Annotated in this window: 16 protein-coding genes; 3 read left to right on the top strand and 13 right to left on the bottom strand. The window is 71.0% G+C overall.

All coding sequences use genetic code 11. The annotated features are described in order from the left end of the window. Window positions 1-45: 45 nt before the first annotated feature. From ACLJWH_RS09925 to ACLJWH_RS09910, 4 genes are all read right to left on the bottom strand, one after another. The gene (locus tag ACLJWH_RS09925) at window positions 46-2,469 is read right to left on the bottom strand and encodes an FtsX-like permease family protein (RefSeq protein WP_411141223.1); all 2,424 of its coding nucleotides are present in this window, start codon (window positions 2,467-2,469) and stop codon (window positions 46-48) included. Continuing rightward, window positions 2,466-3,152, bottom strand: a complete 687-nt coding sequence (locus ACLJWH_RS09920; RefSeq protein ID WP_411141222.1) for an ABC transporter ATP-binding protein — start codon at window positions 3,150-3,152, stop codon at window positions 2,466-2,468. Before ACLJWH_RS09920 ends, ACLJWH_RS09925 begins: the two co-directional genes overlap by 4 nt. Window positions 3,153-3,303: 151 nt before the next feature. Continuing rightward, a complete protein-coding gene (locus ACLJWH_RS09915) occupies window positions 3,304-3,612 on the bottom strand; it encodes a hypothetical protein (protein ID WP_411141221.1) in 309 nt (102 codons plus the stop codon). Further along, window positions 3,609-4,580: an SPFH domain-containing protein gene (locus tag ACLJWH_RS09910; protein ID WP_411141220.1), complete on the bottom strand. Its 972-nt coding sequence runs from the start codon at window positions 4,578-4,580 to the stop codon at window positions 3,609-3,611. The genes ACLJWH_RS09915 and ACLJWH_RS09910 overlap by 4 nt, the downstream gene beginning before the upstream one ends. Window positions 4,581-4,873: 293 nt before the next feature. Here ACLJWH_RS09910 and ACLJWH_RS09905 point away from each other — a divergent pair, with 293 nt between their 5' ends. Further along, window positions 4,874-7,156, top strand: coding sequence for a transglycosylase domain-containing protein (locus tag ACLJWH_RS09905; RefSeq protein ID WP_411141219.1), 2,283 nt, complete (start codon window positions 4,874-4,876; stop codon window positions 7,154-7,156). A 65-nt stretch (window positions 7,157-7,221) separates the two neighbouring features. On the opposite strand, the gene ACLJWH_RS09900 is transcribed toward ACLJWH_RS09905, so the two are convergent. From ACLJWH_RS09900 to ACLJWH_RS09860, 9 genes are all read right to left on the bottom strand, one after another. After that, a complete protein-coding gene (locus tag ACLJWH_RS09900; protein ID WP_411141218.1) occupies window positions 7,222-8,685 on the bottom strand; it encodes a catalase in 1,464 nt (487 codons plus the stop codon). Between the two features lie 149 nt (window positions 8,686-8,834). Next, window positions 8,835-10,799, bottom strand: coding sequence for a SpoIIE family protein phosphatase (locus ACLJWH_RS09895; RefSeq protein WP_411141371.1), 1,965 nt, complete (start codon window positions 10,797-10,799; stop codon window positions 8,835-8,837). 1,019 nt (window positions 10,800-11,818) lie between these two features. Then, window positions 11,819-12,502, bottom strand: a complete 684-nt coding sequence (locus ACLJWH_RS09890) for a class I SAM-dependent DNA methyltransferase (RefSeq protein WP_411141217.1) — start codon at window positions 12,500-12,502, stop codon at window positions 11,819-11,821. A gap of 277 nt (window positions 12,503-12,779) precedes the next feature. Then, complete coding sequence (locus ACLJWH_RS09885; protein WP_411141216.1) at window positions 12,780-13,568, bottom strand: DUF402 domain-containing protein; 789 nt, start codon at window positions 13,566-13,568, stop codon at window positions 12,780-12,782. Between the two features lie 56 nt (window positions 13,569-13,624). After that, a complete protein-coding gene (locus ACLJWH_RS09880) occupies window positions 13,625-15,064 on the bottom strand; it encodes a class II fumarate hydratase (RefSeq protein WP_411141215.1) in 1,440 nt (479 codons plus the stop codon). Window positions 15,065-15,138: 74 nt separating this feature from the next. Further along, complete coding sequence (locus tag ACLJWH_RS09875) at window positions 15,139-15,834, bottom strand: hypothetical protein (RefSeq protein ID WP_411141214.1); 696 nt, start codon at window positions 15,832-15,834, stop codon at window positions 15,139-15,141. A gap of 757 nt (window positions 15,835-16,591) precedes the next feature. Next, complete coding sequence (locus ACLJWH_RS09870; RefSeq protein ID WP_411141213.1) at window positions 16,592-17,842, bottom strand: putative T7SS-secreted protein; 1,251 nt, start codon at window positions 17,840-17,842, stop codon at window positions 16,592-16,594. Window positions 17,843-17,943: 101 nt separating this feature from the next. After that, the gene (locus tag ACLJWH_RS09865; protein ID WP_411141212.1) at window positions 17,944-18,294 is read right to left on the bottom strand and encodes a hypothetical protein; all 351 of its coding nucleotides are present in this window, start codon (window positions 18,292-18,294) and stop codon (window positions 17,944-17,946) included. A gap of 233 nt (window positions 18,295-18,527) precedes the next feature. After that, on the bottom strand, window positions 18,528-20,216 hold the full coding sequence (locus ACLJWH_RS09860; RefSeq protein WP_411141211.1) for a fumarate hydratase: 1,689 nt from the start codon (window positions 20,214-20,216) through the stop codon (window positions 18,528-18,530). A gap of 169 nt (window positions 20,217-20,385) precedes the next feature. Between ACLJWH_RS09860 and ACLJWH_RS09855 the strand changes: the two genes are divergently transcribed. Then, on the top strand, window positions 20,386-21,213 hold the full coding sequence (locus tag ACLJWH_RS09855) for a DUF1707 domain-containing protein (protein ID WP_411141210.1): 828 nt from the start codon (window positions 20,386-20,388) through the stop codon (window positions 21,211-21,213). A gap of 172 nt (window positions 21,214-21,385) precedes the next feature. Next, complete coding sequence (locus tag ACLJWH_RS09850) at window positions 21,386-21,745, top strand: WhiB family transcriptional regulator (protein ID WP_052855851.1); 360 nt, start codon at window positions 21,386-21,388, stop codon at window positions 21,743-21,745. Window positions 21,746-21,827: the final 82 nt, after the last annotated feature.

The following is a 21,827-nucleotide window of genomic DNA, read 5'->3' as shown; positions in this document are numbered from 1 at the left end:
GGAGGCCCCGGGGACCGGTGGGTACCGGCCCCCGGGGCGGCGGGGTCACTCCGTCCGCAGCCCGTCCGGCCGCATCAGGCGCCACAGGGGTGGCAGGCTCAGCAGGGTGACCAGCAGGACGAGCGCGGCGCCGGCCGCGGGCAGCGGCCAGACCGCCGACCAGTCCAGCGCGGACTTGCCGACCAGCTTCAGCAGCGCGAACCCGAGTCCGCAGCCGCCGGCGACCGCGAGCGCCAGCCCGAGGAAGACCGGGACCGCGGTCTGCCACAGGACCGACCAGCCCAGGGTCGCGCGCCGGGTGCCGAAGGCGACCAGTACGGACAGCAGCCGGCGGCGCTCGCGCAGCTGCTCCAGGGTGGCGACCAGCAGGCTGGCCGCGATCAGCGCCAGGGTCGCCGTGGACGCGACCAGCAGCCCGGTCCGCACGCTGGCGAACGTCTTGTCGCGCTCGGTGGTCCGGAGCGTCACGGCCTGCGTCAGCGGATCCAGGCGGGCGGCCGTGTTACGGACGTGCTCGATGCCGTCCGGTACCGCCGGGTCGATCCGCAGGAAGGCCTGGGCGACGGGGTCGGTCAGCTGGGCCATGTCGACCGACGCGGGCGTGGCGAAGATCCCGGAGGTCTCCTTGCCCATGGCGTTCTTGCGCGGTGCGACCTCGCGGGCCGACTTCGGAATGGTCCACAGCCGCGCCGCACCGTCGGGCTTCCGGGTCGCGTAGTCGTAGTTGAGCAGCACCTCGGCGCCCGGCCGCGCGGTCTGCCTCAGGTACGCGTCGCCGGCCGTGCCGGTGCCGTCCCGGACGATGAAGACATCGCCGTCCTTGCACGAGGGCAGGTGCGCCATTTCCTTGAGGCTCGGGCAGTCGCCGACGGTCAGGTTGGCGTTCGGCGCGCCCGCCTCGCCGTCGGGCGGCGGGCCGGGGCGCACCACCGACGTCTCGATGGAGGCGATGACGCCACGGACGCCCGGGGTGGCCCGGAAGTCCTCGATCATCTTCCGGGTCGTCGCGATGTCCCGGCTGGGCAGCGCGACACTCATCTGGGCCCGTTCGGTGTCCTGGCCGGTCGCCGTCGTGAAGTCGCCCTGAATGGCGGCGAAGGCGATTTGCAGGGCGATGGCGCCGGCCACCGCGACGGTGATGCCGCTGACCGCGCGGGTGGCCGAGCCGCTGTTCAACTGGAGGCGGCGGGTGGCCAGCTGCCAGGGGACCGGGCCGCCGCGCAGCCGTCCGACGACCGCTTCGACCAGCCACGGCAGCAGCACGGCGATGCCCACCAGCACCAGCGCCGCGCCACCGGCGAGCAGGACGGGATTGACGCTGTCCCGGCCTCCCATGATCTTGCCGTTCAGCAGCAGCACGAGCACACCGGCGATCGGCAGCGGCACCCGCCACCACACCCGCCGGCGGCGTGCGGCGCTGTGCCGTACGACGCCGAGCGGTTCGATGGTCACGCCGCGCAGCGCGAGGAGGGTGACGCCCACGGCCGAGAGCGGTACCGCGACCACGATCAGCGCGGCGAGCACCGGGGACGGCGTGATGTCGGAGGCGAAGACGTTGACGTCCCAGACGGTGACCGAGGCGGCGGCCTGCCGGACGGCCAGGAACAGTGCGGCGCCCAGGACCAGCCCGAAGAGCGAGCCGAACAGCGCCTCCCCGGCCGCCATCCGGCGGGTCATCCGGATATCGGCGCCCACCAGCCGCAGCGCGGCCAGCCGCCGGTCGCGGCTGTCGCTGCCGAAGCGGACCGCGGTGGCGATGAAGATGGCCACCGGCATCAGCAGCACGACGCAGGCCAGGATGACGATGGCGAGGAGCACCGGCGACATCGTGGCGGGCATCCGGTGGTCGCCGAAGCTCTCGATGCGCTGGGTGCCGGGGTCCGACACACGGAGGGTGGCGCTGCCCGCGTAGTAGTAGAGATCACCGGGGCCCCGCAGACCCGCCTGGGCGATGGTGCCGGTCATCTTGCCGGGCAGCCGTTCGCGCAGCAGCTTGCCGTCGGGCGATTCGAGCAGCTTCTTCAGCGCGGGGGAGACCACCATCTCCCCGTCGCCGGGCAGCGCGGTGACTCCCGGCGGGAGCGGCGGCCGGGGGCCGTCGGGGCGCAGCAGCTTGCCGCCCACCGTGTCCCCGCGGAACTCGGTCCCGGCGCTGGCGATCAGCATCGTCTCCGGCGAGGGCCTGAGGTCGTGCGTCGTCGGCGTGATGTAACGGGCCTCGGAGCGTGCCGCGCGGCTGTCCGTGAGGTTCGGGACGGACGCCGCGAACAGCAGCAGCATCACCCCCAGGGCGACGCCGACGGCGGTCAGCAGCGTACGGGTCCAGCCCTCGCGGCCGCCGCCGGCCGCGAAGCGGATACCCATCGCGAGGTCGCGGGCCCAGACGGCGGTGCCGGTGGGGGGCGTGGGGGCCGGGGCGCCTCCGGGGCCCGGGTTCCGCTGCCCGGTCCGGTTGTCGAGGGTGGTCATACGGTGCCCGCCATTTCCCGGGCCACGCCGTCGCGGACGATGATCTCGCGGTCGGAGTAGGCGGCGACCCGGGCTTCGTGGGTGACCAGGACGACGGCGGCGTTGGTGCCGCGGGCCGCTTCGGTCAGCAGGGTCATGACGCGTTCGCCGTTGAGGGAGTCGAGGGCGCCGGTGGGTTCGTCGGCGAAGATGACGCGGGGTCCGCCGGCCAGGGCGCGGGCGACGGCGATCCGCTGGCCCTGGCCGCCGGAGACCTCACCGGGCCGCTTGGCCCCGATCTCGGCCACCTCCAGGCGCTCCATCCACTCCAGGGACCGGGCCTCCGCCGCCGCGCGCTTGACGCCGGCCAGCCGCAGCGGCAGCGCGACGTTCTCGACACAGGTCAGTTCGGGGACCAGCTGGCCGAACTGGAAGACGAAGCCGAAGTCGCTGCGGCGCAGGGCGCTGCGCCGGGCGTCGGTCATGGTCGTCAGGTTGTGCTCCCCGTAGCGGACGGTGCCGGAGTCCGGCCGGATGATGCCGGCGAGACAGTGCAGCAGGGTCGATTTGCCGGAACCGGAGGGGCCCATGACGGCGACGACCTCCCCAGGGTGGATGGCGAAGTCCGCGCCGTCCAGCGCGGGTGTGGGTCCGTACGACTTGTGCAGCGTACGTGCTTCCAGCAGGGAACCGGGCGGGGTCATCCGGGAGCCTCCGAGAGTGCGGACAGGGAACGTCCGACGGACGCGCCGCGAACTCTACATGAGATGTATACCTGCGGTGTATAGACGGGGTGTCTAGCGTGGTGGGCGCTCGTCCCGCAGGCCCCGCCCGAGCGATCGAGGCCCGGGAAGGTCAGGGGTGCCGGTCGTCGGGGGCCCGCGGTGCGTCCGGCGGCTCGGGCGGCTCCGGCTCCCTGGGGGGCCGGCCCCGGCGCGGGATCGCGCCCGCGCCCCGGGGCAGCCGCCGCGCGTCCGCGAGCGCCCGGCGCAGCAGGAACTCGATCTGCGCGTTGGTGCTGCGCAGCTCGTCCCCCGCCCAGCGGGCGAGCGCGTCGTGGATCAGCGGGTCGAGCCGCAGCAGCACCTGCTTGCGCTGCTGCGGCCGTCGCGCGGGCGTCCGGTCGCCGTCGGCACCGGACCCCTCGGGGGTGTCGGCACTCACTGGTAGAGCGAGCCCGTGTTCAGGACGGGCTGGGCGGCCCGGTCGCCGCAGAGCACCACCATCAGATTGCCGACCATGGACGCCTTGCGCTCCTCGTCCAGCTCGACGATGCCCTGCTCGCTGATCCGCACCAGCGCCTGCTCGACCATGCCGACCGCGCCCTCGACGATCTGCTGACGGGCCGCCACGACCGCACCGGCCTGCTGCCGCTGGAGCATCGCGGAGGCGATCTCGGGCGCGTAGGCGAGGTGGCTGAAGCGGGACTCGATGATCCGTACGCCGGCGGCCTGGACCCGGGCGGTCAGTTCGACGCCGAGCTTCTCGGTGATCTCCTCGGCGTTGCCGCGCAGCGACAGGGCGTCCTCGTCGTGGGCGTCGTAGGGGTACTCGATCGCGATGTGCCGGACGGCCGCCTCGGTCTGGGTGGCGACGAACTCCAGGAAGTCGTCGACCTCGAAGAGGGCCTGCGCGGTGTCCTCCACCTTCCAGACGACGATGGAGGCCAGCTCGATCGGGTTGCCGTAGGCGTCGTTGACCTTCAGCACCGCGGTCTCGTGGTTGCGCACCCGGGTGGAGATCTTGGTGGCGGAGGTGAGCGGGTTGACCCAGCGCAGGCCGTCCGTGCGGATCGTGCCGGCGTAGCGCCCGAAGAGCTGGATGACCCGGGCCTCGCCGGGCGCGACCATCTTCACCCCGGTCATGCAGAAGAGGGAGCCGAGCAGCAGCAGGACGCCGACGATGACCAGCGGCACGGCCGTCGCGTTGTTGCCGCCCGAGCCGATCGTGCCGCCGACGGCGATCACCGCGATCCCGAGGAACACCCCGAGCACGGTCAGCAGCAGGGCCAGGCCGCCCGGGATGCTGTGCGCGGGCGTCTCGCGGACCTGCGGCTCCGGCATGTCGGGGCCGTCGGTGGCGGGCTCGCCGCCGGGGCCGGTGAGGCGGCCGGGCGATGTCTGGTCGGACATGGGGATCCCCGTTTCTCGTGTCGCGTCCCGGGACGCGATGACTGATGGCTGCGGTGCACCGAGGTGCGTCGGCGGTGCACCGGCCGCGGTCTACTAGCTTCGACCTAGCTAAGTGATATCACTTTAACTCCTCGGCAGACAGGATGCGCAATCCCTGCCCGACGGTTCCCTGGTGGTGGGTGCTGTTTGTCACGTAGGGAAAAGCCGTGATCGATGAGCATTTGATGTCAGATGCGGTGTTAGCTTCGACCGCTGAGTTATCTGGGGGCGGAACGACTGGAGTTACTGGAGCGATGGGCCGAGCGGACGCGAGGCGGGCGCGGCAGGAGAGCACTCGCCGTGGCAGAGCGAAGCAGAAGAAGCGCGGCATACGCCGGTTCTTCACCTGGAAGAAGATCCTCGGAACCTTCCTCGGGGTGTGCCTGCTGGGCATCCTGGCCTTCGTCGGCCTGTACCTCTACGTGGACATACCCTCCTTCAACAAGGAGGCCGAGGCGCAGAGCAATGTCTACAAGTACGCCGACGGCAAGGTCCTGGCCCGGGACGGCACGGTCAACCGTGAGAAGGTCCCGCTCAGCCGGATCCCCGTGCCCGTCCAGCACACCTTCGTCGCCGCCGAGAACAAGACCTTCTACGACGACTCCGGCGTCGACCTCAAGGGCACCCTGCGCGGCATCCTGAACACCCTCCAGGGCAAGGGCAAGCAGGGCGGCTCGACGATCACCCAGCAGTACGTCAAGAACTACTACCTGAGCCAGGAGCAGACGGTTTCCCGCAAGCTCCAGGAGATCGTCATCTCGCTCAAGGTGGACAACAAGTACGACAAGAACGACATCCTCCTCGGCTACATCAACACCAGCTACTACGGCCGCGGCGCATACGGCATCCAGGCCGCCGCCCAGGCGTACTACGGCGTGGACGTCGAGAAGCTCACCGTCTCGCAGGGCGCCTACCTCGCCTCGCTCCTCCAGGCGCCGAGCCAGTACGACTGGGCGCAGGCCAGCGACGCCGGCAAGAAGCTGGTCCAGGAGCGCTGGGCCTACACCCTCGACAACATGGTCGAGATGAAGTGGCTCTCCCCGGCCGACCGCGCCAAGCAGACCTTCCAGAAGCCGCAGGCCCCCAAGCCGCTCCCCGGTATGGGCGGCCAGACCGGCTACCTCGTCGAGGCGGCCAAGAGGGAACTGATCGCCGACGGCGTCGACGAGAAGACGCTGGCGGCCGGCGGCTGGACGATCACCCTCGGCATCCAGCAGGACAGGCAGAAGGAGCTGGAGAAGGCCGTCAAGAGCAAGCTCTCCGACGACCTCAACCCCGAGAAGCGCGGTGTCGACGCGGACGCCCAGGTCGGCGCCGCCTCGGTGGACCCGGAGACCGGCCACGTCGTGGCGATGTACGGCGGTGCGGGCTACACCAAGCACTACACGAACAACGCGACGCGCTCCGACTACCAGCCCGCCTCCACCTTCAAGCCGCTGATCCTCGCCGCGGCGCTGGAGAAGCAGGCCCAGACGCAGGACGGCGCGACGATCACGCCGAACACGCTGTACTCGGGCCGCAACCGCCGCCCGGTCGTCGGCGGGACCATCCCCTTCGCACCGCCCAACGAGGACGAGCGCACCTACTCGGACATCACCGTCCAGGAGGCGACGAACAACTCCGTCAACGCCGTCTTCGCGCAGATGGGCGAGGACGTCGGACTGGACGAGGTCAAGAAGACCGCGGTCAGCCTGGGCCTGGACGGCAGCAAGATGGAAGTCAAGCCCGCCATGACCCTGGGCACGATGGGCGCCAGCCCGCTCCAGATGGCCGGGGCCTACGCCACGCTCGACGCGCACGGCAAGAAGATCACCCCGGCGCTGGTCACCAAGGCCGTGCACGGCGCCGAGGCGGAGCACAAGCTCAAGGACCCGGTCGGCGACCGGGTGCTCAGCCGCAAGACCGCCGACACTCTGACCTCGGTCCTCAAGGGCGTGGTCAACGACGGTACGGCCAAGGAGGCCGTGCAGAACGCCGACTACAAGGCGGCGGGCAAGACCGGCACCTCGGACGACAACAAGTCGGCGTGGTTCGTGGGCTACACGCCCAAGCTGGTCACCGCGGTCGGCATGTTCGGTGAGGCCGCCAAGGCGGAGGGGAAGATCGTCCAGGGCGCCCAGGTGACGCTCAAGGGCACCGGCGGCGGCGGCCGCGTCAACGGCGGTGGCTACCCGGCCAAGATCTGGGCCGACTACACCGAGGCCGCGACCAACGGCAGCGGCGCCGATTTCGACCTCGAAACCGCCATCGGTGCCGGGGCGCCCCCGGCCAACACCCCGCCGCCGCGAAACACTCCGACGCCGCCCCCGTCCCCGCCGCAGCAGACGCCGAGCCAGACCCCGTCGCATACCGCGACGCCGCCGAGCCACCCGCCGCAGCAGACGCCGAGCAGTCCGCCGCCGAGCCCGCCGAGCCCGCCGACCTCCAGCGGCTCCCCGCCGCCGGGCGACGGAGGCAACGCCTCGGGCGGCAACAACGGTGGTGGCGGCGGCGACCAGGGAGCCGTCAACAACAACTACCGGCCCGAAATGAACTGACGGACCGTCGCACGGCACCGCGGCCCCCGCCATCAGGCGGGGGCCGCGGTGCTGTGCGCGGTGGCTCAGCCGCCGTTGACGCTCTTGGCGATCCGGTCGCCCAGATCCTTGTCGACATTGCGCCAGTACTGGAACGCGCGCTCCAGCACCGGGCGGCTCACGCCGTCCCGGAGGTGGCCGGCCACATTGGAGACCAGCCGGTCCCGGGCCGCGTCGTCCAGGACCTGGCGCACCATCGTGCCCGGCTGGCCCCAGTCGTCGTCATCGCGGCGCAGCGTGTACGCCTCGTGCACCATCTCGCCGCTGCTCGCCCAGCCCGCCGCCTCCCCGAAGTGCTGGGTGTCCGCCGCCGGCCCGCCGTACGAGTTCGGGGCGTAGACCGCACCCGTGCGCGCCGGGTCGAACCGCATCGGGCCGTCCTTCGCGTACGAGTGGACGGGGACGTGCGCCCGGTTGGGCGGCAGCTGTGCGTAGTTCGGGCCGATGCGGTACCGGTGGGTGTCCGGGTAGGAGAACAGCCGCCCCAGCAGCATCTTGTCCGGGGACGGGCCGATGCCCGGCACCAGGTTGGACGGCTCGAACGCCGCCTGCTCGATGTGGACGAAGTAGTTGTCCGGGTTCTTGTTGAGGGTCATCCGGCCGACCTCGATCAGCGGGTAGTCGCCGTGCGGCCACACCTTGGTCAGATCGAACGGGTTGAACCGGTAGTCCGGGGCGTCCGCGAACGGCATGACCTGCACATACAGCGTCCACGACGGCTCGTTGCCGCCCTCGATGGCCTCGTACAGATCACGGCGGTGGTAGTCGCCGTCCTCGCCGGCGATCCGGTCCGCGTCCTCCTGGGTGAGGAAGTCGATGCCCTGATCGGTCTTGAAGTGGTACTTGATCCAGAATTTCTCGCCGCCGGCGTTGACCCACATATAGGTGTGGGAGCCGTAGCCGTTCATGGTGCGGTAGGACTTGGGAATGCCGCGGTCGCCCATCAGCCAGGTGACCATGTGCGCCGACTCCGGCGACAGCGTCCAGAAGTCCCACTGCATGTCGTGGTCGCGGATCCCGCTCTCCGGGCGGCGCTTCTGCGAGCGGATGAAGTCCTGGAACTTGCTCGGGTCACGGACGAAGAAGACCGGCGTGTTGTTGCCCACCAGGTCGTAATTGCCGTGCTCGGTATAGAACTTGAGGGCGAAGCCGCGCGGGTCGCGCCAGGTGTCGGGGGAGCCCTGCTCGCCCGCGACGGTCGAGAAGCGGGCCAGCATCTCGGTGGTCTTGCCCGGCTGGAAGAGGTCCGCCTTGGTGAACTGGCTGACGTCGTTGGTGACCTGGAAGATGCCGTACGCGCCGCTGCCCTTGGCGTGCACCACCCGCTCGGGGACCCGCTCGCGGTTGAAGTGGGCCATCTTCTCGATCAGGTAATGGTCCTGGAGCAGGATGGGGCCGTCGGGCCCGACCGTCAGCGAGTGCTCGTCGCTCGCCACCGGGATACCGGCGTTGTTCGTCGTGCGCGGGACGTTCTGCGCGGGGCTGGTCATGGTGAGATGCCTCCCGTCCGGTCGACTGGAGTGGGGGTCGTTATGTCCCTTATATCCATGATGCAGTCAACTATGCCGACTGTGTGTCGGCAACAGCACGGGCCCCATCCGATGACGGACGGGGCCCGTACGACGGGGCGGCGCGGCGGTCAGCCGCGACCGGCCCCCGGCGGCATCGACAGCTCGAACCAGACGACCTTCCCCATGCTCAGCCGGGTCGCGCCCCAGCGCCGCGCCATGCGGTTGACCAGGTACAGACCCCGCCCGCCCTCGTCGGACGGCCGGGCCTGGCGCAGCCGCGGCAGCTGCGGCACATCGTCCCCGACCTCGCAGCGCAGCACATCGGTCCGCAGCAGCCGCAGCGTGATCGGCCGCTCCGCATACCGCACCGCGTTCGTCACCACCTCGCTGACCAGCAGCTCCAGCTGATCGGTCAGCTCCTCCAGACCCCAGCGCGAGAGCGCCCGGCGGGCCAGCCGACGGGCCTGCCCGGCCGTCTGCGCCTTCGGGTCCAGATACCAGTACGCGACATCGCTGGGCGCGATCCCGTCGAACCGGGCGGCGAGCAGCGCGATGTCGTCATCGCGGTCGCCGGGACCCAGCATGTCCAGCACCTCGTCGCAGAGCGGCTCCAGCGGCGGCGGATTGGGACCGGTCAGCCGGGCCGTCTCCGTCAGCCGCTCCCGCAGCTGCTCGATACCGGTCCACACGTCCCGGATCCGCGACTCCACCAGGCCGTCGGTGTAGAGCACGAGCGTGGCACCCGCCGGGGCGTCCAGCTCCACCGCCTCGAAATCCACCCCGCCGACACCGATCGGGGCGCCCGCCGGTACCCGCAGCACCTCCGCCCGGCCGCCCCGGTGCAGCATGACGGGCGGCGGATGCCCCGCGTTCGCGATGACGATCCGGTGCGCGACCGGGTCGTAGACCGCGTAGAGGCAGGTCGCCATCCGGTCCGAGCCCAGCCGCTGCGCCTGCTCGTCGAGGTGGTGCAGCACCTCCTGCGGCGGCAGGTCCAGACCCGCCAGCGTCTGCGCCGTCGTCCGCAGCTGCCCCATGATCGCGGCGGAGGTCATCGAATGCCCCATGACATCGCCGACCACCAGCGCCACCCGGCTGCCGGGCAGCGGGATCGCGTCGTACCAGTCCCCGCCCACCCGCGCCGTCTCGGCGGCCGGCAGATAGCGGCTGGCCAGCCGCACCCCGGTCGGCTGCGGCAGCGAGTCCGGCAGCATCGTGCGCTGCAACGCGTCCGCGATGTACGCCTCGCGGCCGTAGAGCACCGCCTTGTCCACGCCCAGCGCGGTGTGGGTCGCCAGCTGCGCCGCCACCAGCAGATCGTCCGGCTCGAACGCCGGGCGGTCCGGCGTGCGCAGGAACACCGCCGCGCCGATCACCCGCCGGCGCCCGCGCAGCGGCGCCAGGATCACCCGGTGGCCGCCGGGCAGCCGGGTGTCCGCGCCCAGCAGTTCGGGCAGCGCCGTCCGCGCGGCCTGCGCCTCCCCGAACAGCGGCCGCACCCCGCGCAGCACCTCCGCCAGCGGGCCGCCGGGCCGCACCTCGGCCAGCTCGGCCGCACTGCCGCCCATCGCGGGACCCAGGTCCGGCTGGGCGGGCAGCACGGGCATCCGCACGCCGTTGGTGTCCGGCTCCTCCGGGATCCGGTCGGTACGGCGCAGCCGCAGCACCACCGGGCCGGTCGGCCGCTCGTCGCCCACCGGCAGCGGGTCGCGCAGATACACCAGGATCGCGTCGGCGAACGTCGGCACCGTCGCCCGGCACAGACCGAGGACGATCTCGTCGAGGTCTATCCCGCGCGCGATCCGCCGGGTCGCCGCCCCGATGAACCGCAGCCGGTCACCGCCCGCCTGCCGGGCCGCCGCCAGCTCGCCGCTCTCGCCCGGCTGCGGCGGATGCGCCGACCGGGCCGGCCCGCCCGCCGGGGCCCGCTCCCCGGCCGCCTGCGGGGGCACGGGCGCCCCGGCGGGCTCCCCGGCCGCCCGGCCCGCGCCGCCGCGTCCGCCCGGTGCCACGGCCGGCTCGCCGCGGGGGCCCGACGGCTGCTCACCGCGCGGCCGGGACCGGTCCCGGCCGCCCTCGCGCGGGCGGCCGATGCCCTCGCCGACCGGGCGCGGACCCTGGCCGGGCGCCGGGTCCTGGTCCGGACGCGGATTCTCACCCGGCTCGGGCGCCTCCGCCCGGCCCACCGCGCCGTGTGCGGTGGGCCGCGCGGTACGGCGGTCGGGCGCCGCCCGGCCCTCGCCGCTCGGCGCCCCGGTCGCCGCCCGGATGGCCCGGGTGGCCGCCACGACACCGCTCTCCCGCTCCTGGCCCGCCGTACCCGGAACGCCGTCCCGGTCCTGGTCCGGCGCGCCGGACGGCCGGCCGGTCACCGGCACCTCCCGCGCACCGCCGGGCCCGGCGCCCGGCCCGTCCTGCCCGGCCACCGCGCCGTGCCCACCGGCGCCGGTGCCGTCGGGGCCGCCGCCGTACGCGCCACCGGTGTACGGGGCGCCGTACGGACCGTCGGCCGGTACGGGGTGCTGCCCGGACGGCTCGTGCCGCACGGCGGCGTGCCCCGCGGCGCTGTCATCCGTCTCGCCGCCGTCCGCCGCGGCGTGCTCCGCTTCCTCGCGAGCTGCCGCAGCACGGCCCGCCACATCCTCTGCCACCGCATCACGCTCCACCGCGGCGTGCTGATCCGCCGCATCGGGCTCCGCCGGGCCGTGACCCACGACCGGCTCGTCCTTCGCCCGCCCGTCGGACGGTCCCGCCGACGCCGCGAGCGCCGCCCCGGCACACCCGGACGAGCCCGCGCGGCCGACGCCCTCCGGACCGTACCCGCCGCCGGGCACTCCGCCCGCCGGACCGCCGCCGGTCCCGCCGTCATCCGTGGACACGGCGAACCCCGTACCGGTCAGCGGCGCGCACCCGGGCACGGCCGGCTGCTGGAGGGCGCTGCGCGGGTCCGGGACCGTGCCCGGCGGCGCCGCCGTCCCGGCCGGCCCCCGCGCAGGGGACACCGAGGGCGCGGCAGGCGGGGCCGGCTGCTGCCGCGATTCGTGGGAGGTCGGGTGCTCCGTCACGCGTGGGATTCCGTCCGTCCGGGGCTGCGCGCCTGACGCGCTGCGTGTCAAGCGCGTCGCAGGTGCACAAAGAGCTGGATCTCGGGTGGTACGTCCGTACTCGCCGGGGCATACGCATACGAGTCCTCCCCGATGACGTCGAAACCCGCGTCGCGCACGACCCGGCGCAGGTCGTCCCGCAGGTAACCCGATACCCGGATCGAGTTGCCCAGGAACGGGATGGTGAAGTCGTCCACGTCCGCCTCGACCATCGACAGGGCCAGCAGCCCGCCCGGTCGCAGCAGATCATGCAGCATCCGCAGCGCGCACGGAATCTCCGCACGGGGCAGCATCAGCAGGGAGAAGAACGCGGTGATGCCGTCGAAGGAGCCGGCGCCGCCGAGTCTGCCATTGCGCAGATCGGCGATGTCCAGCCGGTGGAACTCGGCGTCCGGGGCGTTGTCCCGGGCCAGCTTGACCATGGCGGGGGAGAGATCGACCCCCACCACCCGGTGCCCGGCGTCGGACAGCTGACGGGAGGTCGGCAGACCCGTACCGCACCCGAGGTCCAGGACGCGCGAGCCGGCCGGCAGCGCGCCGGCCAGCCAGTCGCCCGAGGCCAGCTGGCCCTCCTTGTGCGGGAACGCCTCGTCGTACCGGTCACCGATCGCGTCGAACGCCTCGGCCTGGCCGGCCCGGTCGAGTGCTAACCGGTTCAGGCCCTCGTATCCGTCGTAGCTTGCAGCGCTCACGACCTCGCCCCTCCTGCGACCGCGGTCAAGTTCGGTTTCCAGTTCTGGAGTTGCGCCTGTGCAGTCTTGCGGAGGACGATCCTACGTTTGAAGCCCCCCGGCGCAGCAAGGGGGATCGGGAGTGTCTTGTGGATCAGGGCGACGGCACGTCGTCCGACCCGGCACAAGACATCCCCGGCCCCGCTCCGCACGGCGCGAGAACCAGCTGTGCCCATAGGCGCACCTTTCCACGGTTCGCCGGTTCACTCACCGTCCTTTGCCGCACTTCACTCGCTCACTACCGCAAACCCTCCGGCGCGCGGTCCGCCCGCGTCCCCGTCGCGTGATCCCCGGTCTGCGGGAACCGGTCCCAGTGCTCCGGGAGCGGGGGCACCGGCCAGGCCGGATCGGGCCGCCAGCTCTCCCAGCCGTCGCCGAACGGGCCCTCCCACGCCGCGATACGCGCGACCGCGGCGCGGCCGGCCGCCCGGACCCCGGCGGCCTGCCCGGCCGTCATCAGCCCGTCCCGCTGCGCCTGCGCGAACTCGTCCTCGTCCCGCCACTCCCAGTGCCGGTCCGGATAGACGCAGATATCGAGGAAGTGGTCCTGCGAATCGACACCGCCCGCCCAACGGCGGTGCGGCTCCTCCAAGTTGACGTACCAGTTCTTGAAGCGCCAGCCGCGCTCCCAGAACAGCCACACCGACCACGGATCGCCGGGCCGGGCCAGTTTCAGCACCCCGGCGCCGAACCAGTGGTCGCGGACGGTCCGCCGCGGTCTGGTGTAACGGGTGGTCAGCGGCTCGCGGTGGACGGGCGTCCCGTCGGCGATCACCGGCTTGACGCAGCTGGTGCCGGGCGCCATCCACACCGCGAGCAGCTCCTCGGTGTCCTGGACCACGGTCACCGGGCGACAGATGTGGATCCGGTCACCCGCGGCGTTGTCGCGATAGCGCCACAGGATGTGCTCCCCGGGTGCCCAGCGCGGCCGCCCCGCGGCGCCGGACACCGCGTGCCGCGGGGCCCCGGCCGTGCCGCGGGGACCGACCGCCCCGCCGTCCGCCGTATCCACCATGTCCGCTGTCATGCACAGATCTTAGGGGCGCGGCGTGACGCGCGCCGTGACCTGTACCGCACCGGGCGTTACGGACGCGTCATGCTCAGCACATCCAGCGCCTGGTCCAGCTGCTCCTCGGTGAGCAGTCCGCGCTCGACATAGCCGCCCTCGATGACCACCTGACGGATGGTCTTCCGCTCGGCCAGCGACCGCTTGGCGACCTTCGCCGCCTCCTCGTACCCGAGGTACTTGTTGAGCGGGGTGACCACCGACGGCGACGACTCGGCGTACTCGCGGGCCCGTTCGGCGTGCGCGGTGATGCCGTCGACCGTGCGGTCCGCCAGCAGCCGCGAGACGTTGGCGAGCAGCCGGACGGATTCCAGTACGTTCCTGGCGATGACCGGGAGCATCACGTTCAGCTCGAAATTGCCGGCCGCGCCCGCCGTCGCCACCGTCGCGTCGTTGCCGGTGACCTGGGCCGCGACCATCAGCACGGCCTCCGGGATCACCGGGTTGACCTTCCCCGGCATGATCGACGAGCCGGGCTGGAGGTCGGGCAGGCTGATCTCGGCGAGGCCGGTGCGCGGGCCGGAGGCCATCCACCGCAGATCGTTGGCGATCTTCGTCAGCCCGACCGCGATGGTCCGCAGCTGGCCGCTGGTCTCCACGATGCCGTCCCGCGCGCCCTGCGCCTCGAAGTGGTTACGGGCCTCGGTCAGCGGCAGCCCGGTCGTCCGCGCCACTTCCGCGATCACCGCGGCCGAGAACCCGGGCGGAGTGTTGATGCCGGTCCCCACCGCCGTGCCGCCCAGCGGGAGTTCGGCCAGCCGCGGCAGCGAGGCGCGCAGCCGCTCGACGCCGTAGCGGACCTGCGCCGCGTACCCCCCGAACTCCTGGCCCAGCGTGACCGGCGTCGCGTCCATCAGGTGCGTCCGCCCCGACTTCACGACCTCCGCGAACTCCGCGGCCTTCCGCTCCAGCGAGGCCGCCAGATGCTCCAGCGCCGGGATCAGATCCCGGGTGACCGCCGCCGTCGCCGCGATATGGATCGAGGACGGGAAGACGTCGTTGGAGGACTGACTGGCGTTGACGTGGTCGTTGGGATGCACCTCCTGCCCCAGCCGCTCGCTCGCCAGCGTCGCGACGACCTCATTGGTGTTCATGTTGGACGACGTACCGGACCCGGTCTGGAACACGTCGATCGGAAAGTGCTCGTCCCAGCGCCCCGCCGCGACCTCCCCGGCCGCCTCCTGGATCGCCCCCGCGACGTCCTCGTCCAGCACCCCCAGCCCGGCGTTCACCTTCGCCGCCGCCGCCTTGATCCGCGCCAGCGCCTCGATATGCGCCCGCTCCAGCCGCTGCCCGGAGACCGGGAAGTTCTCCACCGCCCGCTGCGTCTGCGCCCGCCACTTCGCGTGCGCGGGCACCCGAACTTCCCCCATCGAGTCGTGCTCGATCCGAAATCCGTCCGAACGGGCCGAGCCGTCCGAGCCGCCGAGGTTGCCGGAATCGCTGTGTTCGCTCATATCTATGAGAGTGCCCGGGAGGGGGGATCTGTTCCCGGGCGTGGAGGTGTGTCGCTTGTCCGCCGGGTGGGAGCTCAGCCGAACGCCGGCACGGAGCCGGCGCGGGCCGAAGGGGCCGGCCGCACCTCAGCCGTCCGCCCGTCCGCGGCCGGATCCGGCAGAAATCGCAGACTGCGGAGAAACGGCACCAAGAGCTCGCAGTAGTCCGGCCAGTGATCGGTGCTGGGCGTACTGAAAGTCACCGTGACGAGCGTCTGGGCCCCGGGGACCGCGCTCTGCGGGACGGGGACGGATACCTGGAGCTGGGCGACCTCAAGGGGAATGTCCGTACCGGATGCCGTGAACTCGCCGGGCAGACGCAGGGCAGCCGGCTGCCGGATGACCAGGGTGGCCTGTCCGCACGGCAGGGTGATGGTGCTGACCTCGGCGCTCCGCCCGTGCTCCGCGGCCAGGATCCGGGTGATGCCGGCGACCGCGATCTCCGTGTCCCGGTAGGTGAGCGGGGTCAGTGCGATGGCCACGGTACCCATCGACCACTCGTCGTGAAACTGTCCGAAACACGTGGCGCAGTAGCGGACGCCGGACGATGCGAGCATCGCGGAGGTCTTCTCGTACTCCGCGGCGATCTCCTCCAGCCGGTCCACGGGAAGATCGCTGCCCTGAGCAGCCGCGTGGGTCATGACCTCGGCACATGCCTGCCGGGCGTTCAGACCGGGGGTGATCTCCCGAAAGGCCGACGGGATTTCGAAAGCGATGCGCACCGCACTCATTGAATTCACCATGTTCGCCGGGATCACTGCCATGTTTGTCCACCGCCCGGCCACTGGCCGGGCGGCCCGTTCCCCGGGGGTGCGGGCGGGGTCGGAGGGAGGCCGCCACTTGACGGCGCTGGTTGCTGTGCGCCGGTACCGGGGCGGTCGGCAGGTGTGGACGGTACGTTCCTTCGCCGGGCGGCCGACCAGGTGAACCAGGCGAGAACCGCTGCTCCGCCCAGCAGGCTGATCGAGACGATCGCCACCACGGTGTACGAGCCGCCGGAACGGTAATTGCTGAATGCCGCGGCTCCTGCACCGATGCCCGTCGCTACGAGGGTGCCGATCTGCCGCTGCCTTGCCCGAGGATCCGGGGCCCTGGACAGCTCCTGTCGTATCTGCGGCATCGTGCCGGGGACAGGCGGCGCGTTCCCCGCTCCTGGGCCATGTCCCAGGGGTGACCAGGGAGTGCCGGTTCCGGTCCGTCCTAGCACGAGGTACCGAGGCTGACCTCGACGGGTCTGCCACTCCTGAACGGCATATCCGTAGCGGTGTCCCAGCAGTGCCGTCTCCTCGGCAGACATTCCGGTGCCACTCACCCGCACCTTGACTTCTGGCCGCCCGTCAAAGGAACGCAGTATTTCCTCGCATCGACGCCTGCGCTGTGCTGCTGTACCGACGTTGTCGAAATAAAAGATGAAGGGGATGGCGATGACAGCGATCAGTGCACAGGCCACGCCGAGCACCAACAGGACTTTTTCCATCTCGGCCGACCTCAGCCGGCTGCCTGTTGGGCTGCGGCCGCGTCCTTCTCGCTGCCTTTTTTCCAGGCGTGTTCGAATGCCAATCCCAAACCCACTACGGGCCCCAAAGGACCGCCCAACAACATGGAGCCGCCCAATTCTGCCGCTTCCTTCTTGTCGTCTGGGAGGAAATATCCGAGGCCCGTCTGGTCCTTTGCCCAATCCCAGAGAGACATACCCGATCCACTCATACCCGCACCGTCTCCGATATCGCCTATCATCTTTCCCGCGACGGCCCCTTCGCCGAGTTTCTCCACCCGGGCGGCAACTTTTCCCAGACCGAACGAGACCAGCCCCAAACTGTCTTCAGTCAGGGTTCTGTCGCTGACGACGCCCTCGCCACCGGCAGCCCGTGCCGTGGCGTGCAAGGCCAACGCCGCTCCTGAAGTGATAGCGGATACCGGTCCCATGGCGATTTCCGCAGGCGGAAATACGACACCGATCAAACCAGTGACGGTGCTGATGGTCGCGAAGACATCACCGATGGCAGCAATCGCATTCGCGTTCTCCTTGACCCACTGCCCGATTTCGCGCCCGAGTTCTTCGACGCCCGCCGCCAGGACTTTGAGGCCGCTCAGCAGTTTGTCGAAGAAGCCGGGCTCGTCCGGGGCCTGCTCGGCGGCGTCCGACAGCGCCGAGGCGACTTTTTCGGCCAGCTCCTCGTGCTGTGAGCGCAGCTTCTCCGCTTTGTTGATGACGGTCGTCAGCTGGGAGCGTGCCGAGTTCAGCTCGTTGACGGCACCGCTGTAGCGCTCCTCGGCCACTTCGAGTTGCGCATCCGTCATTCCGACGCCGCCGTAGCGGAAGATCTGTAGGTCCGGATCCTTCTCGGCCTGTTCGGCACGCCGACGGGCAGCCTTGGCCGCGCTCTCGTAAGAACGTGCCGATGCCTGCATGGTGTTCAGATCCGAATTCCAACCGTCCAGCGCTCCGCGTGCCTTCGCAAAGCTCATTCCGGCGGTGTCCAGCATTTTCGGCAGGGGGCGGGTCCTGGCGCGGAATCCCTCCGCGGCCTCCCCGGTCCAGCAAGCGCCGTTGTTGATGCCGCGCAGTGTGTCCGCGGCGCTCGTGAGGTTCTTGTGTGCGCGGCCCAAATCCTCGACGAGATCGTTGACCGCTTGTGGGACACCAGGTGCGGGGTTGAACCGTAGCCCGGAAAAATTACCGTTGTCCTCGTACGGATCCCCGCCGCCGTATCCCCACAGCTGCTCCCCGATCGACATTCTTGCCCACCCCCACTGCTTTGAGCTGAAGTCTTTCCACACGACCGACCGGGACCGCTGCCGGATGCGCTGGCGCCGAGCGCTGTCCGAGCGGTGGCGCGTTACCCGAAGGGGCTCGTGTGCGTCCCGCCGCTCGCCGCCCCGCCACCTTGGCGCTGCCCCTTCGCGAATGCCTGCTGTACGGCGCTGTCGGTCTCGTTGTATGCCCGTGCGGTGACCTGTAGCCCCTCTCGAATCGCGTGGGTCACCTCGGCGATCTGTGAGATGCCGAATTCCCACGAACTCTTGAAGTCCGCCCCCGCTTTGTCGATCCGGCTGTTGCCCAGACCGCCGACCGACGCGTTGCGCAAATTGCTACCGGCGCGCTTCATCGACTCCGTGCAGCGCTCCAAGCGCATTGACAATGAACCCAATTCCTCGACATCGGCATTGAACTCCCCCGAACCGGACATCAGTGGCCTCTCCCCGCTATGGAAGATCCTTGATCGATTAATCCGGACGAGGCTAACATGGCGTTGTTCGCCGTGCGACCTACTGGGCGGTGCCTGTCATTCGGGACGGATACCAAGAGGGAATTGGGCCGAAAAGCATGCCTGGTGTGAGAGGTCGCCGAACGCGAACGGCCACCACCCATGAGATGCACAGGTGATGGCCGCGTATGAGGCGTTCGCGTGGTGCGCGCGGGCTATGCCCCCTGCCGCACCGGAATGCTCGTGAACGTCGGTGCCGGTGCCGGGTCCTGGAAGAAGTCGTTGCCCTTGTCGTCGACGACGATGAAGGCGGGGAAGTCCTCGACCTCGATGCGCCAGACCGCTTCCATGCCGAGCTCCTCGTACTCCAGGACCTCGACCTTCTTGATGCAGTCCTGGGCGAGGCGGGCGGCCGGGCCGCCGATGGAACCGAGGTAGAAGCCGCCGTGTGCGGCGCAGGCGTCGGTGACCTGCTGGGAGCGGTTGCCCTTGGCGAGCATGATCTTCGAGCCGCCGGCCGCCTGGAACTGCTCGACGTACGCGTCCATCCGGCCCGCGGTCGTCGGGCCGAAGGAGCCGGAGGCGTAGCCCTCGGGCGTCTTGGCGGGGCCCGCGTAGTAGACCGGGTGGTCCTTGAGGTACTGCGGCATCTCGTCGCCCGCGTCCAGCCGCTCCTTGATCTTCGCGTGCGCGATGTCGCGGGCGACGACCAGCGTGCCGGTCAGCGAGAGCCGGCTCTTGACCGGGTGCTTGGTCAGCTCGGCGAGGATGTCGTCCATCGGACGGTTGAGGTCGATGCGCACGGCGTCGAGGTCGGGGCCCGCGCCCTTGGTGAGCTCCTCCTCGGTGGTCTCCGGGAGGAAGCGCGCCGGGTCGGTCTCCAGCTGCTCCAGGAAGACGCCCTCGGCGGTGATCTTCGCGACGGCCTGGCGGTCCGCGGAGCAGGAGACGGCGATGGCGACCGGGCAGGACGCGCCGTGCCGGGGCAGCCGGACGACCCGGACGTCGTGGCAGAAGTACTTGCCGCCGAACTGCGCCCCGATACCGATCTGCTGCGTCAGCTCGAAGACCTTCTGCTCCAGGTCCTTGTCCCGGAAGCCGTGGCCGGTGGGGGAGCCCTCGCCCGGCAGCTCGTCCAGGTAGTGCGCGGAGGCGTACTTGGCGGTCTTCATCGCGTACTCGGCGCTGGTGCCGCCGACGACGATCGCCAGGTGGTACGGCGGGCAGGCGGCCGTGCCGAGCGAACGGATCTTCTGCTCCAGGAACTTCATCATGGCGCCCTCGTTGAGGACCGCCTTGGTCTCCTGGTAGAGGAACGACTTGTTGGCGCTGCCGCCGCCCTTGGCCATGAAGAGGAACTTGTAGGCGTCGCCGTCGGTCGCGTACAGCTCGATCTGGGCGGGCAGGTTGGAGCCGGTGTTCTTCTCGTCCCACATGGTCAGCGGGGCCATCTGCGAGTAGCGCAGATTCAGCTCGGTGTAGGCGTCGTAGATGCCGTGCGAGAGGGCCGCCTCGTCACCGCCCTCGGTCAGCACGTGCTGACCGCGCTTGCCCATCACGATCGCGGTGCCGGTGTCCTGGCACATCGGCAGGACTCCGGCCGCCGCGATGTTGGCGTTCTTGAGCAGGTCGAGGGCGACGAAGCGGTCGTTGGCGCTGGCCTCGGGGTCGTCCAGGATCTTGCGGAGCTGGGCGAGGTGGGCCGGGCGCAGGTAGTGCGAGATGTCGTGCATCGCCTCGGCGGCCAGCTTGCGCAGCGCCTCCGGTTCGACCTTGAGGAACGTACGGCCGTCGGCCTCGAAGGTGCTCACACCCTCCGAAGTGACCAGGCGGTACGGGGCGTTGTCCTCGCCTACCGGGAGCAGATCGGTATAGGCGAATGCGGGGCGGGAGGCGGGGGGCATGACGGGCGTTCCTCACTCGACGGGGGCTTCGGCTGGCAGCTGCGGCAGCGCCAGAACAGCGTAGAACCCTGGCGGACGGCCGCCGCTGTGAGGTAAGGCTCAGTTCGCGGGCGACCGGACTTTTCCGTTCCCCTGGTCGCGATCTATCGCGTTTCGCTAGGCTGGGGCGGTGGACAGCGCAGACAATCGGAAGTCGAACTCATCCCCGGCCGTACCCCTCGACAAGCGGGATCCGCAGCCGGTGAATCCGGCCAGGCCCGTGGCCGAGGCGGCGGCGCCCCCGGGGGTGGCCGGGGGAGACCTCCGCGCCTCCGACGCCGACCGTGACCGGATCGCCGAGATCCTGCGCGAGGCGCTGGCGGAAGGCCGGCTGGATCCGGAGGAGCACGCCGAGCGGATCGACGTGGTCTACCGCGCCAAGACCCTGGGCGAGCTGGAGCCCGTCGTGCGGGACCTGCCCGCGGCGGGTACGGCGAGCCGTCCGCAGCCCGCGCCCGGGGCGGTCCCGCCCGGCGGCGGCCCGGTCCCGGACCAGAATCTGGTGGCGGTCTTCAGCGCCTCGACCCGGAAGGGCCGCTGGCAGGTGCCCGCGCGGATCAACGCCGTCGCGATCTTCGGCAGTGTGGAGATCGATCTGACCGAGGCGCTCTTCCCGCAGCAGCAGATACAGATCAATGCCACCTCCATCTTCGGCAGCGTGGAGATCCGGGTGCCGGAGAACGTCACACTGCGCAGCAACGGCTCCGGTGTGCTGGGCTCCTTCGAGGTCGAGACGCACGAGGCGGGGGACGACGGCGCCCCGCTGGTGATGGTCAACGGCTTCGCCGTGCTGGGCAGCGTCGAGGCCAAGCCCAGGCGCGGCGCCTGGATCCGCGATCTGCGCGACCGGTGGCGCGAGGAGCGGCGCGAGCGGCACACTCAGCTGCGGGACGACCGGCGGGAGCTGCGCGACCAGCTGCGGGACGCCCGGCGCGAGCGCCGCGACCGCGACCGCTGAGGAGTGCGGCGGCCGGCGCGGCGGCTGCCCGACCGCCACCGTATGCATAAGCGTGCGTACAGCGGGTAGGGCTGGTGCATCGTCTCTCGTACGGCTGCGGGGTGCGAAAAGTCGTGCGCAGCGAGACGGACAAGGGTGATTTTCTCGCCGAAGCCGTCGTCAGGAGTAGACCGTGCTGCTACCGCATCAGCCCCGGCAGGACGCCACTGTCGTTCCGCCTCAGCGAGTTCCCGCTCGCGCCGAGGCCGGCCCCTGGCATTCGGAGGCGGTGTGCCGTCGGGATGAAGCCGGGCTGTTCTTCGCCCCGTCCAAGGAGCCGACCGCCGCCCGCCTGGCCAGAGAGGAAGCCGCCAAGCGGGTCTGTGCCCGCTGTCCGGTGATGGTCGAGTGCCGGGAGCACGCACTCCTCCAGCCGGAGCCGTACGGCGTCTGGGGCGGGCTGACCGCGGCCGAGCGCCGGGTCGTGCTGGCCCGCCGCCGGCGCCGGGAGGCCGAGCTCCAGCGCGCGGCCCATATGCCCGCAGCGGGCTGACCACGGCCCCGCCGCCCGCAATGTGGTTCCGCCGACCGTACGGACCGGACAGGTCGGTACGGCACTTCGCCCCCGCCGGAGA

It is taken from the genome of Streptomyces sp. x-80 (assembly GCF_046549095.1).
Classification (GTDB): Bacteria; Actinomycetota; Actinomycetes; order Streptomycetales; family Streptomycetaceae; genus Streptomyces; species Streptomyces celluloflavus.
This window is presented reverse-complemented; position numbering and strand designations above follow the sequence as displayed.

What these genes read in the sequence shown, in the direction of transcription:
- ACLJWH_RS09925 (WP_411141223.1), bottom strand. Translation starts at nt 2,469, where the DNA reads ATGACCACCCTCGACAACCGGACCGGGCAGCGGAACCCGGGCCCCGGA.
- ACLJWH_RS09920 (WP_411141222.1), bottom strand. Translation starts at nt 3,152, where the DNA reads ATGACCCCGCCCGGTTCCCTGCTGGAAGCACGTACGCTGCACAAGTCG.
- ACLJWH_RS09910 (WP_411141220.1), bottom strand. Translation starts at nt 4,580, where the DNA reads ATGTCCGACCAGACATCGCCCGGCCGCCTCACCGGCCCCGGCGGCGAG.
- ACLJWH_RS09905 (WP_411141219.1), top strand. Translation starts at nt 4,874, where the DNA reads ATGGGCCGAGCGGACGCGAGGCGGGCGCGGCAGGAGAGCACTCGCCGT.
- ACLJWH_RS09900 (WP_411141218.1), bottom strand. Translation starts at nt 8,685, where the DNA reads ATGACCAGCCCCGCGCAGAACGTCCCGCGCACGACGAACAACGCCGGT.
- ACLJWH_RS09885 (WP_411141216.1), bottom strand. Translation starts at nt 13,568, where the DNA reads ATGACAGCGGACATGGTGGATACGGCGGACGGCGGGGCGGTCGGTCCC.
- ACLJWH_RS09880 (WP_411141215.1), bottom strand. Translation starts at nt 15,064, where the DNA reads ATGAGCGAACACAGCGATTCCGGCAACCTCGGCGGCTCGGACGGCTCG.
- ACLJWH_RS09875 (WP_411141214.1), bottom strand. Translation starts at nt 15,834, where the DNA reads ATGAGTGCGGTGCGCATCGCTTTCGAAATCCCGTCGGCCTTTCGGGAG.
- ACLJWH_RS09870 (WP_411141213.1), bottom strand. Translation starts at nt 17,842, where the DNA reads ATGTCGATCGGGGAGCAGCTGTGGGGATACGGCGGCGGGGATCCGTAC.
- ACLJWH_RS09865 (WP_411141212.1), bottom strand. Translation starts at nt 18,294, where the DNA reads ATGTCCGGTTCGGGGGAGTTCAATGCCGATGTCGAGGAATTGGGTTCA.
- ACLJWH_RS09860 (WP_411141211.1), bottom strand. Translation starts at nt 20,216, where the DNA reads ATGCCCCCCGCCTCCCGCCCCGCATTCGCCTATACCGATCTGCTCCCG.